Here is a 15,757-nt window from a genome sequence, read left to right as displayed (position 1 = left end):
TCAAGGGCGTCAAGGAAACGGATGTGGCGCCGGGTTGAGGTCATCGGCCGCCAAGTCCCTTTCGCACAGCCCCGCTTCCCGCAGCGCGCTCCGCATGCGGGGCATGTGGCGGGCCCGCTGGCGGTTCCAGCCGAAGTCGATCGGGAGCAGTCCCGGCACGATCACCCCGGCGGTGCGGAAGCCGAGCGCCCGCTGCTCCGGCCCGGTCTGGTCGACGGCGATCACGTCGAACCCGGCCCTGGCGACCTGCGCGACGCACGCCTCGACGTCGTCGCGCAGGTCGTCGCCGGGGGCGACGGTGTCGCGGGCGAGCGCGGCCGGCGTGATCCGGGGCGGCCTGCGGTTGCCGGGGCGGTCCGACGTGCCCAGCAGGAAGTCGGCGTGCCGGGCCATCTCCGGCAGCCCGTACACCAGCGGGTGGTCGTGCAGCACCCGCACCTTCGTGAAGTCCTCGGCCATCGCCCGCAGTCGGGGGGCGTCGCGTTCGGTCCTGGCGCGCAGGTTGACCGCGTCGGTGGCGATCTCGCACAGCCCGGCGGCGAGCGCCGCCTCCGGGTCGAGGCTCGCGCCCGCGCCGAAGCACAGCCGGCCGGTTCCGCCGTCGACGCGCTCGGCGACGGCGGTCACCACGGGCACCGGAAAGGTGATCCGGGTGTCGAAGAACCGGGCCCGGTAGCCGTACATCGCCAACCGGTCGATCATCGAACGGGTTTCGGGGCGGCGGCTGGCCGAGCCGTCGATCTCGGTGAGCGGGGCGCGGCCGTACCAGGCGAGCAGGAAGGCGTCGCGTTCGATCACCTCCATCAGCCCGAAGTACACCGCCTCGGCCCAACTTCCGCCGGAAGCGCAGCCGTTGGAACTCTCCTGCACGAAGCGGTTGGCGAGGCCGCCGGGCGCGTGGTAGTACGCCGTGATCTCCGGGACCAGCAGCGGACGGTGGTCGCGCAGCGAGTAGCCCCACACCCACGGGATCGGCCGCGCCGGATCGAACGGGCGCACCTCGGGCTCCGCGCGGTGGAAGCCGGCGTCGTACAGGCCGCACGCGCGGGGGTCGAGCACCGGTGCGGTGCGGGCGAGTTCGTCGTACGCCGCGACGACCTGGGTGCGCTTGCCGCGCGGCCGCATCCCCGCGAAGCGCTCCAGCCCTTCGAGCAGGCCGACCCGGACGCTGGAGCGGTAGCGGGGGGTGTGCCCGCCCCAGAAGCACTCGCGCAGGTAGTCGCCGGAGCGCAGCAGGAACGAGCCGACCGTGGAGGACGTCGACGCCGACACCAGGTCCGGCACCACGGACGGGCCGAGCATGCCCGCCACCGGGTTGACGAAGACCTCAAGCGGCACGTCGTACGCGTCCGCCGGCCGGCTCCTGAAGTCCGTCGCGGACCGCTTGGGCGTCGCCGGCAGCGGAACGGCGGCGGCGGGCGCGGTGTCCGGCGGCGCGTCCCCGCACGCGGGGCACTCCGCGTCGGGAGCCACCGGGAACCGCGTCACCCCCAGCGTCTCCAGGTCCAGCAGGTACGCGTACGGGAACCGCTCCCGTGCGGTGCCGGCCGCCGCCGCGGTGTGCGCCGCGAGCACCGCGGCCAACGCGTCCACGGCGAAGGGCAGTTGCCACGGCGAGGCGCCCGCCGCCCGGGTGTCCGTGCCCGACTCCAGCGCGTCCCGCAACCCCCGGGCCCGGACCGCCTGCCACCGCCGCGCGAGGCACCGGGCGCATGCCGGGCCGCCGCCCGGGGCGAACGGCCCCACCAGCGCGTGGTGCCCGTACACGTGGACGGCGTCCGGTTCGTCGCCGCCCGGAACCGCCAACTCGTCCCGCAGGCCCAGCGGATGGACGGCGGGAGCGGGAATGCCGTGCGCGGCCGGACTGCCGGCAAGGGCGGCGCCGAGGGCGGCGGCCAGGGCGCCGACGACGGACGACCCGGCGGGCCTGTCGGTGGCCCGCTCGGCCGGCGGCGGCGCGGCGACGGGCGCCGGGCGGACGTCAGTGCGCATCGGAGGCCCGGGGCGACGTCAGCAGGACGCGGGTCACGTGCAGCCGGCCGGCCGCGAGGTCGGGCGCGTGCACGGGGACGGCCAGCAGGTCCTGCCCGGCCGCGCGCAGCCGGGCGGCGACGGTGGCCCAGTCGGTCCGCTCGGTCAGCGGCACGGGTCCGGGGTCCCGGGTGGCCGCGATCGTGGCGGGCGCGAGGTCCTTCATGAGCGGGTCGCCGGTGTCGACGCGGGCGGAGGCGGTGCGATCGCCTGCGCCGGCACGGCCACCCGCTCCGGCACCGGCGCCCGGCGCGGCGCCGTCACCCGATCCGGCTTCCTCGGCGGCCAGTTGGAGAGTGCCGAGCAGGTCGCGGAGTGCTTCGAGTGCCGCGTCGCGCCAGCGCGGTGCGGTGCCCAGCGCCCAGCTCCCGCCCGCGCGGGCGAGCACGGTGGGGGCGGGCCGCGCGTCCGGCGCGCCGAGGTCGAGGAGGTCGAGGTCGGCGCCGAGGTTGGCGGCCGACCGCAGCAGGAAGGTGAGTTCGGCGTCGTCGCCGTCCTCGGGGCCGACGCGTTCCGCCAGTGCGGCCGGGTCGATCGCGCGGACCTCGGTCGTCCCGCGCAGGGCGGCGCGCAGGGCCGCGTGGCCGAGCGCGGTGAGCACGCCGCGGGCGGCGGCCTCGGCCGGGGTACGGCCGGCGCCGGTGCCCGCCGAGGTCGGCTCGACCAGCCGGTCCCGGTTGTACGGGCCGAACGGGCGTACCGCGGCGGCCGGTACGAGCACGGTGCCGCCGCCCAGGAGCGAGGTGGCCGCGCACCACGCGGTGGCCGCCCCGGCGCCGTACCCGAGCCCGGCCGCGGTGGCGAGGTCCGCGGGGTCCACCGCCCGCCACTTCTCCCGGGCCGCGTCGAGCGCGGCACCCGTGAGCGGCTCCGCCGGCGGTACGACGTGTTCGGCGTAGACCTCGGCGGCCCGGTGCAGCGCGCGCAACCGCGCCCCGGCGACGTGGTGGACGTCGAACGCGCTGATCTCCCGCCGTACTCCGTGGCCGAGGCCGAGCCGCACCGTTGCGGCCTTGAGCGGGGTCTGCGCCCACGTCTCGTCCGCGTACGCCTGGAAGACGCCCGCGGTGGGCCCCACGAGCGCGGACCGGTCGGTGAGTTCGGCGAGCGCGGCCTGCCCGGCGTCGGCGTCCCCCACCGCGGCGGTCAGGTCCCCGGCCGGTGCGGCGTCGCCGGCCTCGTCGAGCTGCTCCAGGTCGGTGACCGTGGCGGGCGGTGCCGCGAGCGGGGCGCAGGCCGGGCAGCGCGGGTGCGGGAGGAGGGGTTCGGTGACGGTGTCGAGCGAGTCGGTGTCCTGGACGATCAGCCGGCCCTCACTTTCGGCGGGCAGCGCGCCCGTGGTGAGCCGGAACACCTCGTAGCCGAGGAGGTTGCCGAGCATGGCGGCGAGCGGACCGCTCAGGGAGGCCGCGCCGGGCTGGTCGCGCGGGCCGCCGGGGGCCAGCCCGCTCCACAGGTCGGCGGCGTCGGCCGGGTCCCCGTTGGCGCCGAGCCGCAGCGCCGCGCAGGTCCAGCAGCCGGCCGGCGCGACGGTCTCGGCGGAGCCACCGGACCCGTCGGATGCCACCGTCGCATCCGCCTCACCAGGCCCGCCGGTGAGCAGCGGCCCCACCACCGCCGACCGGCCGAACATCCAGGCGGGCAGCACCCTCTTCCCGGCCGGGACAGCGTCGGACAGCGCGGCGACCTGCCGCGGGCCGCGCTCACCGGTGACCACCACGAGGTCGTACCCGTCGAGGTCGGCCCAACCGAACTCGCCCGTCCCGCGGCCGGGTTCGAGCACGTCGAGCGCCACCGGACAGCCCTCCTCCCGCAACGCCGCGGCCTCCTCGGACGCCGAGGGGGCGGCGGCGGAATCGGTCGCGGACGGGACGGCGGAGGTGGCCGCGGACGTGACGGCCTCGGACGTGACCGCCTCGGACGTGACGGCCACCCGCGCGCAGCCGTTGCGGACCAGCGACAGCGCCGCCCAGCGGGCGAGCGCGTCGTCGCCGACCACGGCCACCCGGGTGTGCCGGAAACGCAGGAACCGGGCCGCCGCGTCATCGGTGTAGTGGTCGACGTAGGCGATCTGCGCGGCGAACCGCCGCGCCACGGCCTCCTCGGGCACCGGCGCGTCGGCGGCCGGCGGGACCGCGTCCCTGGCGAAGCCACGCGCGTAGAGCGTGCCGACGAGTCGGGCCACCATGTCGCGCTGCTTGTCGCCGAGGCCCCCGCAGAGCGCGGCCACCGTGTTGTCGCCGGTCAGGTGCGGCACGATCAGGGACGCGAAGCGGTAGGCCGACGGCATCACGACGCTGAATCCGCCACGCGCGTTGTGGAAGTGGACTCCGGTCGGCGTCTGCGTGTAGAGCACGTCCCGGCGGATGCGCGGCCGGGTCGCGGCGATCTCCTCGTACGGTGACACCATGTCGGTCACGCCTCCGTGGGGTGCAGTTCCGCGGCGCCGGGCCGGGGGGACGGGTGGGGGGTGCGCCCGCTGGCGCGAGGGGTGCGTGCGGCCCGGGCACCGACACCGTCGGCGGCGGCTGCCCGGGTGAAGACACGCAGCAGGTCGTGCATGCGGTAGTGGCCGCGCGGCCCTTCCTCCAGCAGCCCCGCGCCGACCAGCCGGTCGAGCACGCGGGCACCGCTGAGGGCGCCGTCCAGGGAGTCCTGGCTGTCCCGAGTGCCCTGGGCATCCTGAGTGCCCCGGGGGTCCTGGCTGTCCTGGGCGTCGTCGGGGCCGTCGGTGGAACCGGCCGCCGACGTCGCGGTGGCGGGCCGGGGTCCGTCGGCGTGGGCGCCGCGCAGGATGGCGAGTTCGAGCCGTTGCAGGTCGGGGCCGGGGTCCACGCCGAGTTGCTGGGCGAGGTGCTCCTTGGCCTTGCGGTACTCGGCGAGCGCCTCCGCGCGGCGGCCGGTCCGGTACAGCGCCTCCATCAGCTGCCCGGTGAAGCGCTCGTGCAGCGGGTGGGCGCGGGCGGTGGGCCAGATCTCGGCGACCGCCTCGCGGTAGCGGCCGCGGGCGAGTTCGAGGTCGAAGACCCGCTCGATGGCGCGCAGCCACTCCTCCTCCAGCCGCGGGACCTCGTCGCGGTGCAGCAGGTCGGAGTGGACGTTCGACAGCAGCGGCGGCCGCCAGAGCGCGAGCGCGGTGCGCAGCAGCCCGAGTTCCTTTTCCGGTTCCGCCGCGGAATACGCCTGGCCGAGCAGTTCGCGGAACTCCACGAGGTCGAGTGCGGCGGCGTCCGCGGTCAGCCGGTAACCGCCGGGAACTGCCTCGATGGCGTTGTCGGCGACGCCGTATTTACTGAAGAGCCGGCGCAGCCGCAACACGCAGCTGTGTAATGCGGCCTTCGCCTGTGCGGGCGTGTCGGCGCCCCAGATAACCTGCTGCAGAAAATCAGCGGTGACCACGGAATTCGCGTGCAGAAGTAATGCGGCGAGCAGAGCGGCGGGCCGCGACGGCTGGAGGACGACGGATTCCCTGCCGTCCGCGAGGGTGAGCATGCCGAGAACGGTGAACCGGGTGTGCGTACCGCCTCGTTCGCCCGTCGGCGGCTCGGCGGAGGTCATCGGACCATGGCCGTTCGTCGTTCTTCGTGCCGCGCGCGCGTCTGATCGGAACACACACTTCACCGTCCCCGTAGCCCCGTGACACCGACGGCCCGGCAAGTGTGCACCGAGCAGAGACAAAGGCCGGATACGGCCCAGACTATCGGCGATCTCGGATGAGGATACGGCAGCTCCGTTTAGCTGTCCAGGGTGCCTGAACGCCCGTTAACCGGCGCAACCAGGACACTCCGGGACGGTATGCCGCGGCAGCACTGGAGGGCAAACGGACATCCCTCACAGTATTACGAGCGGGTGAATATCGTTTTTCCGGAGGATCGGACGCCCCGACATCACAGGACAACTCGGCCGAAGTAATGGCACGGACAAAAGAACCAAAAGTCCGCGGCGATTGCCGCCGACACCCGGCCGCACCCGCACGAGGCGACCCGATGGCCGCCCCCGCGCACGCGACCCGCGTCGGCGACCCGCGGCCGCGCCCCGCGCCGGGATCGCTTGACACCACAGCCGAGGCTGCTTCACTGTTCCACAAGACAGAAACCAACTTCCGCAATGTGAAATCTCGACCTTCTGGAAGGAGCCGCTTCGTGGGTCTCGCCGACGCGCGCTTCGATGTGAACCTCTCGATCCTCTTCACCGAACTCCCCCTCCTGGAGCGGCCGGCCGCGGCCGCCGCCGCGGGCTTCGACGCCGTCGAACTGTGGTGGCCGTGGATCGACGACCCCGCGCCCGACAAGGTCCGCCTCGACGATCTGCGCTCGGCCCTGGAGGCGGCCGGCACCCGCCTGGTCGGCCTCAACTTCTACGCCGGGCAGTTGCCGGGGCCCGACCGCGGCGCGCTGTCCGTACCCGGCGAGGAGTCCGACCGCTTCCGCGCCAACGTCGAGGTCGCCGCCGGCTTCGCCGCGTCCGTGGGCTGCCGCGCGCTCAACGCGCTCTACGGCAACCGCGTGGACGGCGTGGAGCCGGCCGCGCAGGACGCGCTCGCGCTGGAGAACCTGGTGCGTGCCGCCCGCGCCGCGGACGAGATCGGCGCGACCCTGCTGATCGAAGCGCTCAACGCCCCCGAGTCCCCGCGCTACCCGCTGGTCTCCGCGGACGCCGCCGTCGACGTCGTCCGTCAGGTCAACGAGGCGACCGGACTGGACAACACGCGCTTCCTGCTCGACCTCTACCACCTCGCCATGAACGGCGAGGACCTGCCCGCCGTGATCGAGCGGCACACCGCGCTCACCGGCCATGTGCAGATCGCCGACAGCCCCGGCCGCGGCGCGCCCGGCACCGGCACCCTCCCGCTCGGCGCCCTCCTCGACGCCCTGCGCGCGAAGGGCTACGACGGCTGGACCGGCCTGGAGTACAAGCCCTCACCCGCCGGTTCCGCGGCCGCCTTCGGCTGGCTCCCCCGCTGACCCGCCGAACCACCGGGCCCCCACCCCTCAACTCGCCCTCTCCATCCCCGTATCCATCCCCGTATCCGTCCCCCGTCCCTCTCCCTCCCCATCCCCTGAGCCGCGCCGGCACCGCATCCGGCCCGCACCCACGGAAGGCAAGAAGATGAGCACCACACTGCCCAAGGTCGCCTGGATCGGGCTGGGCATCATGGGTTCGCCGATGTCGGAGAACCTGATCAAGGCCGGTTACGACGTGACCGGCTACACCCTGGAAGCCGAGAAGCTGGCCCGGCTGGCCGCCAACGGCGGCACCGCCGCCGACTCGATCGCCGCGGCCGTCCGCGACGCGGACGTCATCGTCACCATGGTCCCGGCCTCCCCGCAGGTCGAGGCGATCGCCTACGGCGAGGACGGCATACTCGCGCACGCCCGCCGCGGCGCCCTGCTGATCGACACTTCCTCGATCACCCCGCAGACCTCGATCGACCTGGCGAAGGCGGCCGCGGACAAGGGCATCCGCGTGCTCGACGCGCCGGTCTCCGGCGGCGAGGCGGGCGCGGTCGAGGCCGTGCTGTCCATCATGGTCGGCGGCAAGGCGGCCGACTTCGACCGGGCCCGGCCGCTGCTGGAGGTGCTGGGCAGGACCGTGGTGCACTGCGGCCCGCACGGCGCCGGCCAGACCGTGAAGGCCGCCAACCAGCTCATCGTGGCGGTCAACATCCAGGCGTGCGCCGAGGCCGTGGTCTTCCTGGAGAAGTCCGGCGTGGACCTGTCCGCGGCGCTCGAAGTCCTCGGCGGCGGCCTGGCCGGCTCCACCGTGCTCGCCCGCAAGAAGGACAACTTCCTCGACCGCGACTTCGCCCCCGGCTTCCGGATCGACCTGCACCACAAGGACATGGGGATCGTCACCGACGCGGCCCGCACCGTCGGCGCGGCCCTGCCGGTCGGCGCGGTGGTCGCGAACCTCGTGGCCTCGCTGCGCGCGCAGGGCGACGGCGGCCTGGACCACTCGGCGCTGCTGCGGGGCGTGGAACGGCTCTCCGGCCTGCCGGTCAAGGGCTGAGCCCGGGTCGGCAGCCGGGCCCGCGCCGAGTACCACCGGTGTGAAGGGCCCGCCCGGCCACCCCGAACCCCGCCCGGCGGTGCGTGCCCCGACAAGGGTCGCGCCTGGGGGCGCCCGTACGGCCGCACGGCCGCGGGAGCACCGCCGGGCGGCCACCCCCGAAGCCCGCGACTTCCCTCGTACGCTTACCGGGTGCGAGGGAACGGTCACAGCGGCGCCGACTTCCTGCACTATGGGTGCACGACACCTCGGCCCGAACCGCCGGGGCCGGACGGGAGTTGCGAGCGATGGCTGAGAGCGTGCCGGTGCGCTGCCCCGCCTGCGGGCGGGAGCACGGCTACACCGCCCCGACGTTTCCGTGCGCCTGCGGCAACCCGCTCGCCCCGCCGGTGCTGGCCGGCGGCCGGCCCGTACAGGTGCTGCACCACTCCTGGGACGAGTCCTGGATACGGCTGCGCTGCCCGGAGTGCGGGCGCTCCGACCAGTGGCCGCAGCCGGAGTACGACTGCGCCTGCGGCGCGCTGGTGCGGCTGCCGGTCGCGGCCTGCGCCGCCGACTCCGGTGACGGCAAGGTGCCCGCGCCGCAGGAGGGCGCACCCGAGCCGACCGGTCCGGTGCCGCCGCCGACCACCCGCCGGCCGCCGTTCCGCCCGGTCACGATCCGCACCGCCCGGGACGCGCTGAGCGCGGCCGCCCACTACCTCAAGTGGCTCGGCTTCGGGAACGTACGGCTGGCCGGGGACCGTACCGCCAACGGCATCGACCTGCGCGGCGACAGGCTGGTCGCCCAGGTGGACCCGACCACGCTGCCCACTCCGCTGCGGGACGTCGAGTGCCTGTGGCTCAACTGCGTCAACGAGGACGCCACCGGCGCGTTCTTCTCGCTGGCCGGGTACGCCCACGACGCGCGGCTGCGGGCCGACCGGCTCGCCGTGCCGCTGTACGTCCTCGACCTGACGGGGACGCCCCAGCCGGTCAACGAGGCCGCGGAGCAACTGACCCGGCGGGGGCCCGAGTAGGCGGTCCGCCCGCACTGCCCCGTCCCGCGGGTTCCCGGAGCTTCGGCCAGGTCGTGGGCTGACCGCGCCGTCCCTCCCCCTGGCTTCGCCCGCAGGCGCCCCCAGCACCCCTGGATCTGCCCGCTCCTTGCGCGAGCGACGGCACCGCACACCCTCATCCGACGCCTTGACGCCCATCCGTCGGCGACCTAGCCTCATTTCACATAACAGAAGTTACTTTCCGTATTGCGGAAAACAGTACGTCGAGCGCTCAGCTCGCCCCCCCCGTTGAAGCCCCGCAGGGAGTCCTCATGACCCGTATGACCGCCGCGCGCGCGGCCGTGGAGATCCTCGAACTCGAAGGCGTGGACGTGGCCTTCGGAGTCCCGGGAGCGGCCATCAACCCCTTCTACGCGGCTCTGAAAGCCTCGGGGGGGATCACCCACACGCTCGCCCGGCACGTGGAGGGCGCCTCGCACATGGCCGAGGGGTACACCCGCACCGCGCCGGGCAACATCGGCGTGTGCATCGGGACTTCGGGTCCGGCGGGCACCGACATGATCACCGGCCTGTACTCGGCGATCGGCGACTCGATCCCGATCCTGTGCATCACCGGCCAGGCCCCCACCGCGGTGATCCACAAGGAGGACTTCCAGGCGGTCGACATCGCCTCGATCGCCGCGCCGGTCACCAAGGCCGCCACCACCGTGCTGGAGGCCGCGCAGGTCCCGGGCGTCTTCCAGCAGGCGTTCCACCTGATGCGCTCCGGGCGCCCCGGCCCCGTGCTGATCGACCTGCCGATCGACGTGCAGCTCACCGAGATCGAGTTCGACCCCGAGACGTACCAGCCGCTGCCGGTCTACCGGCCGGCCGCCTCGGCCGCGCAGATCGCCAAGGCGCTGGCGATGCTCGGCGCGGCCGAACGCCCGCTGATCGTCGCGGGCGGCGGGGTGATCAACGCCGACGCGGCCGACCTGCTGGTGGAGTTCGCCGAGCTGACCGGGGTGCCGGTGGTGCCCACCCTGATGGGCTGGGGCGCGATCGCCGACGACCACCCGCTGAACGCCGGCATGGTCGGCCTGCAGACCTCGCACCGGTACGGCAACGAGACGTTCCTCGCCTCGGACTTCGTGCTGGGCATCGGCAACCGCTGGGCGAACCGGCACACCGGCCGGCTCGACGTCTACACCGCCGGCCGCACCTTCGTGCACGTCGACATCGAGCCGACGCAGATCGGGAAGATCTTCGCCCCGGACTACGGCATCGCCTCGGACGCGAAGGCCGCGCTGGAGCTGTTCGTCGCCGCGGCGCGGGAGGCGAAGGAGGCCGGGCTGCTGCCCGACCGCTCGGCGTGGGCCGCCTCGGCCCGGGAGCGCAAGGCGACGCTGCACCGCCGCACCCACTTCGACGACGTCCCGATGAAGCCGCAGCGGGTCTACGAGGAGATGAACCGCGCGTTCGGCCCGGAGACCCGCTACGTGTCCACCATCGGGCTCTCCCAGATCGCCGGCGCCCAGATGCTGCACGTCTACCGCCCCCGGCACTGGATCAACTGCGGCCAGGCCGGTCCGCTCGGCTGGACCGTCCCGGCCGCGCTGGGCGTCGCCACCGCCGACCCGGACGCCCAGGTGGTGGCCCTGTCCGGGGACTACGACTTCCAGTTCATGATCGAGGAACTGGCGGTCGGCGCCCAGCACCGCATCCCCTACGTGCACGTGCTGGTGAACAACTCCTACCTCGGGCTGATCCGGCAGGCGCAGCTCGGCCTCGACATCGACTTCCAGGTGAACCTGGAGTTCGAGAACGTCAACTCGCCGGAGATCGGCTGCTACGGCGTGGACCACGTCAAGGTCGCCGAGGGCCTGGGCTGCAAGGCGATCCGGGTCACCGAGCCCGGTGAGCTGGGCGCGGCCTTCGCGCAGGCGAAGAAGCTCGCCGCCGAGCACCGGGTGCCGGTGGTGGTCGAGGCGATCCTGGAGCGGGTCACCAACATCTCGATGTCCACCACCGCCGACATCGGCAACGTGGTGGAGTTCGAGGAGGTGGCGACCGAGCCCTGGCACGCCCCGACCGCGGTCATCCCGCTGACCGCGCCCGCCCCGGCCGGCGCCACCGCCTCGGCCGCCGTCACCGCGGTGCGCTGAACCGTTCGCGCAGCTCGATCTTGCGCACCTTGCCGCTGACCGTCATCGGGAAGGCGTCCAGCACGCGCAGTTGGCGCGGCACCTTGTAGTGCGCGATCCGGTCGGCGCAGAACCCGGCGACCTCGGCGAGGGTGGGCGGGTCGGCCGGGTCGCGCGGGATGACGCAGGCGAGGATCTCCTCGCCGTAGCGGGCGTCGGGCACGCCGACCACCTGCACGTCGGCGATCTTCGGGTGGGTGTAGAGGAACTCCTCGATCTCGCGCGGGTAGATGTTCTCCCCGCCCCGGATGATCATGTCCTTGATCCGGCCGACGACGGCGACGTAGCCGTCCTCCCGCATCAGCGCGAGGTCCCCGGTGTGCATCCAGCGCCCGTCGTCCACGGCTTCGGCGGTGCGCTGCGGTTCGTCCCAGTAGCCGAGCATCACCGAGTAGCCCCGGGTGCACAGTTCACCCGGGGTTCCGCGTGGCAGGGTGACACCCGAGGAAGGGTCCACGACCTTCACCTCGATGTGCGGGAGCACCCGGCCGACGGTCTCGGTGCGGTGCTCCAGGTCGTCGTCCCGGCGGGTCTGGGTGGACACCGGCGAGGTCTCGGTCATCCCGTAGCAGATCGACACCTCGGCCATGTGCATCTCCGACATGACCCGCTTCATCACCTCCGCCGGGCACGGCGAGCCGGCCATGATGCCGGTGCGCAGCGAACTGAGGTCGTAGGAGGCGAAGTCGGGCAGGCCCAGCTCGGCGATGAACATCGTGGGCACGCCGTAGAGCGAGGTGCAGCGCTCCTGCTCGACGGCGCGCAGGGTCGCGGCCGGGTCGAAGGCGGGCGCGGGGATGACGATGCAGGCGGCGTGCGAGGTGATGCCGAGGTTGCCCATCACCATGCCGAAGCAGTGGTAGAAGGGCACCGGCAGGCAGACCCGGTCCTGTTCGGTGTAGCCGACCGTGCCGCCCACGAAGTAGCCGTTGTTGAGGATATTGTGGTGGGAGAGGGTGGCGCCCTTGGGGAAGCCGGTGGTGCCGGAGGTGTACTGGATGTTGACCGGCTCGTCGCAGCTGAGCGACGCCTCCCGGACGGCGAGGTAGTCGGCCGGCAGGTCCGCCCCGGCCGCCATGAGCCCGTCCCACTCCGGGTCGCCGATGTGCACCACCTCGCGCAACCGCGGGCATTCGTCGCGGACTTCGGCGGCCATCGCCCGGTAGTCGCTGCTGCGGTACTCGGTGGAGGCGATCAGCACCTCGATGCCGGACTGCTTGAGCACGAACGCCAACTCGTGCAGCCGGTAGGCGGGGTTGATGTTCACCATGATCGCGCCGAGCCGGGCGGTGGCGTACTGCACGAGCACCCACTCGGGGCAGTTGACCGCCCAGATGCCGACCCGGTCGCCCTTGTGCACCCCGTGGGCGGCCAGGCCCCGGGCCAGCGCGTCCACGTCGCGGCCGAACTCGCGGTAGGTCCAGCGCCGTTGACTGGCCACGTCGACCAGTGCTTCGCGGTCGGGGTGGGCGGCCAGCGCCCGGTCGAGGTTGCGTCCTATCGTGTCGCCGAGCAGCGGGGCGCCGCCGGTGCCGTGCGCGTAGGACGGCTCGGCCGGCGGACTCACGGCGGCGGCCCCGGCCCCGGTCGTGCCCATGCCCGTGCCCGTATCCGTGCCCGTGTCGCTCACCGGTAGTCCTCCTCGCGGTACTCGTGGCTGCCGTCGCGCGCGGTCGCCTCGCGCAACTCGATCCGGCGGATCTTCCCCGACACGGTCTTGGGGAGTTCGGCGAACTCCAGCCGCCGCACCCGCTTGTAGGGCGCCAGCACCGACCGGGAGTGCGCGAAGATCGCCTTGGCGGTCTCGCCGTCGGCCGCCCAGCCGGCCGCGAGCACCACGTACGCCTTCGGCACCGACAGCCGCAGGTCGTCGGGCGCGGGCACCACGGCGGCCTCGGCGACCGCCTCGTGCTCCAGCAGCGCGCTCTCCAGCTCGAACGGGGAGATCTTGTAGTCGGAGGACTTGAAGACGTCGTCGCTGCGGCCGACGTAGGTGATGTAGCCGTCCGCGTCGCGGTGGCCGATGTCGCCGGTGTGGTAGTAGCCGCCGGCCATCGCCTCGGCGGTGCGCTCCGGGTCGCCGGCGTATCCGGTCATCAGGCCGACCGGGCGGGTGGACAGGTCGAGGCAGATCTCGCCGTCGTCGCCGGGCCGGCCGGTCTGCGGATCGACCAGGGCGACGGTGTAGCCGGGGGTGGGGCGGCCCATGGAGCCGGCCTTGACCAGTTGCCCGGGCGGGTTGGCGACCTGCACGGCGGTCTCGGTCTGCCCGAACCCGTCCCGGATCACCACCCCCCACAGCCGTCTGACGTGCTCGATCACCTCGGGGTTGAGCGGCTCGCCGGCCGCGACCACCTCGCGCGGCGGATGCGCCAGCGCCCGCAGGTCGGCCTGGATGAGCATCCGCCACACCGTGGGCGGCGCGCAGAAGCTGGTCACCCCGGCCCGGTCCATCTCGGCCATCAGCCGGGCCGGGTCGAACCGGGTGTAGTTGTGCACGAAGACCGTCGCCTCGGCGTTCCACGGCGCGAACAGGCTGGACCAGGCGTGCTTGGCCCACCCGGGCGAGGAGATGTTCAGATGCACGTCGCCGGGGCGCAGCCCGATCCAGTACATGGTGGCCAGGTGCCCCACCGGGTACGACAGATGGGTGTGCTGGACCAGCTTGGGCCGGGCGGTGGTGCCGGAGGTGAAGTACAGCATCAGCGGGTCGTCGCCGCGGGTGGGCCCGTCGGGCACGAAGACCGGGTCGGCGGCGTACGCGTCCTCGTACGCCCGCCACGGCCCGGTGGCGCCGCCGACCGCGATCCGGGTGTAGTCGCCGGGCACGTCGGCGAACTTCCCGGTGTCGGCGGCCCGCACCACCGCGTGCCGGGCCCCGCCGCGGTCGATCCGGTCGCGCAGGTCGGCCGGGCCGAGCAGCGGGGTGGCCGGGATGGCCACCGCCCGCAGCTTCATCAGCGCCAGCGCGGTCTCCCACTGCTCGGTCTGGTTGCCGAGCATGAGCAGCACCCGGTCGCCGGCCCGCACGCCCAGGCCGCGCAGCCAGTTCGCGACCCTGTCGGTACGGGCGGACATCTCCCGGAAAGTGGTGCGCGCCTCGCTGCCGTCCTCCTCGACGATCCACAGCGCGGGCCGGTCGGCGCGCGCGGGATCGGCGGCGACGGCGTCGAACCAGTCCAGCGCCCAGTTGAAGTGCTCGGGCCTCGGCCACCCGAAACCGTCATACGCTGCCTGGTAGTCCTCACGGTGCCGCAGCAGGAAGTCCCTGGCGTCCCGGAACATCCCGGTCGCGTCCGATGCCGCCATGTGTCCTCCTCGTCGACGGACCCCTGAGTAGCATCGTCCGGTAGTGACGTGGGTCTCACTACCCCCGGAAGGGGGTGAGGGGGTGATGCGGGTGAACGGACACGGTGAGGCGGTCGAGGTGCGGGCGGCGCTGTTGCGGATGCGCAGGTCGGGGCTGTTGGCGGTGTCGTTCGGCGGGCTGGTGGCGGGCGGCGGCGGGCTGCCGGTCGGGTACGGGGCGCGGCAGTTCCGGATCAGCGAGCTGGCGGGCACGGCCACCGAGTCGCTGCGCGGGCTCTCGATCACCACGGGCAACGGTCTGGGCGGCAAGACGCTCGCGATGGGCCGCCCCTACGCGGTCACCGAGTACCGCGACTCCCGGGTGATCAGCCACGAGTACGACGCCGCGGTGGCGGGCGAGGGGCTGCGCTCGGTGCTGGCGGTGCCGATCGTCGTGCAGCGCCGGGTGCGCGGGGTGCTCTACGGGGCGCTGCGGCAGCCCTTCTCGCTCGGTGACCGGCCGCTGAACGTGGCGCTGGACGCGGCCCGCGAGCTGGAGCAGGCGCTGGTGATAAGGGATGAGGCGCAGCGGCTGCTGTCTTTCGCGCAGGCGCCGCTGCCGGCCGATCCGCGCGCCTGGGAGGAGGTGCGCGAGGCGCACGCGGAGTTGCGGGCGCTGGCCGGGCAGGTGCCCGACATGCATCTGCGGCAGGAGTTGCTCAGTGCGTGCACCCGGCTCGCGGCGGCGGGCGCGCCGCCCGCGTCCAACCGGCCCGGGCGCTCCTCGCGCGGCGCGCCCCAGCTCACGCCGCGCGAGCTGGACGTCCTCAGCTCCATCTCCTCCGGGGCGACCAATGCGGCGGCGGCGGCCCGGCTGCGTTTGCGGCCCGAGACGGTGAAGAGCTATCTGCGGTCCGCCATGCGGAAGTTGGGGGCGCATACCCGCCTCGAAGCGGTGGTCGCCGCGAGGCGCGCCGGTCTCCTACCGTAAGCACGGCCCCCCACCACCCCGGGTGCCGCTGCGGCTCCCCCCGGGTGCCGTACGGCCCCCCCGCCGTAACGGTTCCTCACCGCCCCCGGGTACGGGTGCGGCACCCCGCCGCGGGGGTTCCTCACGGCCCCCGGGTGCCGGTGCGCTCTGGCTGGTCGCGCAGTTCCCCGCGCCCCTGAGTACGTGCGGCTGCTCCGCAGCGCACAGCTCGCCGACGACGGCGAGCAACCCAAATCAGGGGCGCGGGGAACTGCGCG

10 protein-coding genes are annotated in these 15,757 nt (G+C 73.7%); 5 read left to right on the top strand and 5 right to left on the bottom strand.

Features of this window, described 5'->3' with window-relative positions:
* Positions 1-9 precede the first annotated feature (9 nt).
* From ACIPAE_RS23595 to ACIPAE_RS23585, 3 genes are read right to left on the bottom strand one after another with little or no spacing between them, the layout of a single operon-like run.
* Positions 10-1,992, bottom strand: coding sequence for a TOMM precursor leader peptide-binding protein (locus tag ACIPAE_RS23595; protein WP_402447678.1), 1,983 nt, complete (start codon positions 1,990-1,992; stop codon positions 10-12).
* Complete coding sequence (locus ACIPAE_RS23590; protein ID WP_402447941.1) at positions 1,982-4,441, bottom strand: TOMM precursor leader peptide-binding protein; 2,460 nt, start codon at positions 4,439-4,441, stop codon at positions 1,982-1,984. Before ACIPAE_RS23590 ends, ACIPAE_RS23595 begins: the two co-directional genes overlap by 11 nt.
* A gap of 5 nt (positions 4,442-4,446) precedes the next feature.
* Positions 4,447-5,589 (bottom strand): BTAD domain-containing putative transcriptional regulator, encoded by a 1,143-nt coding sequence (locus tag ACIPAE_RS23585; protein WP_402447676.1) that lies wholly within the window; start codon positions 5,587-5,589, stop codon positions 4,447-4,449.
* A gap of 584 nt (positions 5,590-6,173) precedes the next feature.
* Here ACIPAE_RS23585 and ACIPAE_RS23580 point away from each other — a divergent pair.
* From ACIPAE_RS23580 to gcl, 4 genes are all read left to right on the top strand, one after another.
* The gene (locus ACIPAE_RS23580; protein WP_402447674.1) at positions 6,174-6,995 is read left to right on the top strand and encodes a TIM barrel protein; all 822 of its coding nucleotides are present in this window, start codon (positions 6,174-6,176) and stop codon (positions 6,993-6,995) included.
* 145 nt (positions 6,996-7,140) lie between these two features.
* Complete coding sequence (locus ACIPAE_RS23575; protein WP_402447673.1) at positions 7,141-8,040, top strand: 2-hydroxy-3-oxopropionate reductase; 900 nt, start codon at positions 7,141-7,143, stop codon at positions 8,038-8,040.
* Between the two features lie 287 nt (positions 8,041-8,327).
* Positions 8,328-9,059 (top strand): hypothetical protein, encoded by a 732-nt coding sequence (locus ACIPAE_RS23570; RefSeq protein ID WP_329363622.1) that lies wholly within the window; start codon positions 8,328-8,330, stop codon positions 9,057-9,059.
* Positions 9,060-9,349: 290 nt separating this feature from the next.
* Positions 9,350-11,182: a glyoxylate carboligase gene (gene gcl / locus ACIPAE_RS23565; RefSeq protein ID WP_402447671.1), complete on the top strand. Its 1,833-nt coding sequence runs from the start codon at positions 9,350-9,352 to the stop codon at positions 11,180-11,182.
* Here the strand turns inward: gcl and ACIPAE_RS23560 are convergent.
* Together ACIPAE_RS23560 and ACIPAE_RS23555 are read right to left on the bottom strand one after the other, a co-directional pair.
* Positions 11,166-12,818 carry an AMP-binding protein gene (locus ACIPAE_RS23560; RefSeq protein WP_402447939.1) on the bottom strand — a complete coding sequence of 551 codons (1,653 nt, stop codon included), beginning with the start codon at positions 12,816-12,818 and terminating at the stop codon, positions 11,166-11,168. The genes gcl and ACIPAE_RS23560 overlap by 17 nt on opposite strands.
* A gap of 29 nt (positions 12,819-12,847) precedes the next feature.
* Complete coding sequence (locus ACIPAE_RS23555) at positions 12,848-14,530, bottom strand: AMP-binding protein (protein WP_329363624.1); 1,683 nt, start codon at positions 14,528-14,530, stop codon at positions 12,848-12,850.
* A gap of 85 nt (positions 14,531-14,615) precedes the next feature.
* Here ACIPAE_RS23555 and ACIPAE_RS23550 point away from each other — a divergent pair, with 85 nt between their 5' ends.
* Entirely contained in the window at positions 14,616-15,500 is an 885-nt protein-coding gene (locus ACIPAE_RS23550; RefSeq protein ID WP_366414092.1) for a helix-turn-helix transcriptional regulator, read from the top strand.
* Positions 15,501-15,757 lie beyond the last annotated feature (257 nt).

It is taken from the genome of Streptomyces sp. NPDC087270, assembly GCF_044744625.1.
Classification (GTDB): Bacteria; Actinomycetota; Actinomycetes; order Streptomycetales; family Streptomycetaceae; genus Actinacidiphila.
This window is presented reverse-complemented; position numbering and strand designations above follow the sequence as displayed.